Here is a 2,382-nt window from a genome sequence, read left to right as displayed (position 1 = left end):
AACAAGGTTTAATATCAGCGGGATGCTCGACTCTGGAGTCGATAGGTAATCGCTATCAGGCAGGACGGGAAGATGAAATACAGGTATTGAATCTTAGCCATATGATGAGCCGAGATCAGAACGTCAACCATCGTCCAGTCAGCTTTGCTAAACCTATCGATAAATCTTCTCCATTGCTAGCGATGGCGATCGATGGTAACGAATTATTGGATGCGGTTTTTAAGTGTTACCGCACCAGCCAAGCCGGTCAACTGGAGTTTTTTTATGAAATTAAACTGACAGGAGCAACGATCGTTGATTTCTCTTGTCATTACCCCCACTCGATAAATGATAGTGACCAGATACCGAATGAAACGGTAATGCTCGATTACAAATCCATTTCATGCACGCATCGTGCTGCCGGGACAACAGGCTACGCAATTTCTCAGTTACAGGGGCGTGAAGAGGAAAAGCCATTACTTTCGGGATTTTCTAATTTTCCACTTGGCGATTTATCAAAGCATTTATCCGAGCCGCCAGTAGAAACAGAAAAATGGATTGGTTTCAGTATCTCTGATGATATCGATTATTGTGGAATTAAATGTCTCGTGACTCTCGATGACGGTTCTGTCCTCAATGGTGAGTTTAACAAACAAAACAAAGTTAAGTTCTCATCAATAACAGGAAATAAGTGTGTGAAACTGGAAATAGAAAATTTTGAAAAAGAAAGTTCTTCACAAAGTTTAACAGAAATCTTATTAAGCAAGGTCATGGGGTGAAATTATGGAATATGAACTTATTGAAGGAACATTTTCAGGGACACAAGAACATCCTATTGATGATCCAATTTTAGATAAAGCGGTTGCCGCCTTAGAAGGTGCGTCTATTAAATTTTCTCTTGATGTAATCAACGATGCCAATGTCAGACAAAGCTATACTTCAAATATTAAAAGAGTAGTTTCTGAAGTGAAGGATATGGTTAGTGCCAAAAAAATATCAGTAAAAGAAGCTGCTGAGTTTTGTTATGAAATGCGCAATAAAATTATGGCTGAACATAGAAAATTCACGTCAGTGCAGGGATTAGCTTTTGCCGAGAGACATAAAAAAACACCACCATCTTTTGAGCAGCTTATTGATAAATATTCGCAGAAAAAATTTGGAAAAGTATTTAGCGGTCTGACACCAGATCAAAGAAGTGCAATTTACTATGAGATTATAGAAGCATCCTCGAGAGATAACCCTAAATTCACAACAGCAAACAAACGATTAAAGATTATTGGGAAAGTAGGAGTTATCTTCACGGCAGTATTAGCAACACATGAAATAATCAACGCTGAAAATAAACCTAAGGAGGCTATCAAGCAAGGCATACAAATTGGAGGAGGGACTGCCGGTGGAGCACTTGCTGGTGCGTCTGTATCTTTGGTATGTGGCCCAGGTGCTCCCGTCTGTGCTGTCGTTTTGATGTTAGTGGGGAGCGCGGCTGGAGCTATTGTTGGTTCGGTGGTTGCTGATACTTTTGATGAAGAAATAGAGGAATTTACCCGTTGGGCAATAAACTAACTGATATAGATTTGTGTGAAGCGTTATCTTATATCTTTGTAGATAATGAAGTTGACTATGAGTATATCGCTTCTGTAGCAAAACACTTCCCGCTTGAACATGTAGAAATGGTTTTCTTCGAGTGGGTTGCACCAGTGTGTTATTCCAACGGACTAACCCCTGTGCCTACTACTTGGACTTTTTTTGATCGTGAACAACTATGGGAAGATATTCAGATTATTAGAAGAAAACAGATAACAGGAGGTACAATAGGAAAAATAAAAGAAAATATCAGGCGATGTTTTTTACGTAAGTATCTTGAAAAAGATTGGCGGCATTTGAAGAAAAAATTGACTGGTTGATTTTTATGTTTTATGGGTTGTATTATTTATAATTTGGCTAATTAAAATATATAGCTAATATTTACACGGTTGAGATAAAAATGAAGATAAGAAAATTGAAATTGGTCAATTTTAAAAAATTCAAAGATAATGAATTTTTATTCAATGATGATGTTAACATTTTGGTTGGTGATAATAATTCAGGTAAAAGCTCAATTTTAGAAGCAATTGAAATAGTTTTAAACTATTCTTATCGTGGTAAACCACTATATAATGCGATTTTGTCCGATATAATGAATGTAGAAAGTATTAATAGATATATTGATAGTGATAAAAATATAGAAGATTTACCAACAATAACGATAGAGGCTTTTATTGATGGATTACCAGATTATATACCAATCGCCATTGAAGATGCTTGATTTCTTATCCAAACCCGATCATGCTTGCAGCCATGAAAATTCATCTGACACCAGAACAAAAACGCGCCCTCGAATTGATGCACGATACGACTCGTGAT

General features: G+C 36.9%; 3 protein-coding genes and 1 pseudogene. All 4 read left to right on the top strand.

Annotated elements, in window-relative coordinates; genetic code table 11:
- Positions 1–422: pseudogene (locus AACQ81_RS02160) on the top strand (Hcp family type VI secretion system effector); the annotation flags it as partial.
- A gap of 340 nt (positions 423–762) precedes the next feature.
- Positions 763–1,542, top strand: coding sequence for a gluconate 2-dehydrogenase subunit 3 family protein (locus AACQ81_RS02155; RefSeq protein ID WP_237388436.1), 780 nt, complete (start codon positions 763–765; stop codon positions 1,540–1,542).
- Positions 1,527–1,883, top strand: coding sequence for a DUF7079 family protein (locus AACQ81_RS02150; RefSeq protein ID WP_038268346.1), 357 nt, complete (start codon positions 1,527–1,529; stop codon positions 1,881–1,883). The genes AACQ81_RS02155 and AACQ81_RS02150 overlap by 16 nt, the downstream gene beginning before the upstream one ends.
- Before the next feature lie 80 nt (positions 1,884–1,963).
- Positions 1,964–2,284, top strand: a complete 321-nt coding sequence (locus AACQ81_RS02145) for an AAA family ATPase (protein ID WP_237388435.1) — start codon at positions 1,964–1,966, stop codon at positions 2,282–2,284.
- Positions 2,285–2,382: the final 98 nt, after the last annotated feature.

The organism is Xenorhabdus sp. Sc-CR9, from assembly GCF_963897815.1.
GTDB lineage: Bacteria > Pseudomonadota > Gammaproteobacteria > Enterobacterales > Enterobacteriaceae > Xenorhabdus.
Note: the sequence above shows the minus strand (reverse complement) of the source record. Positions and strands in the feature narration are given on the sequence as shown.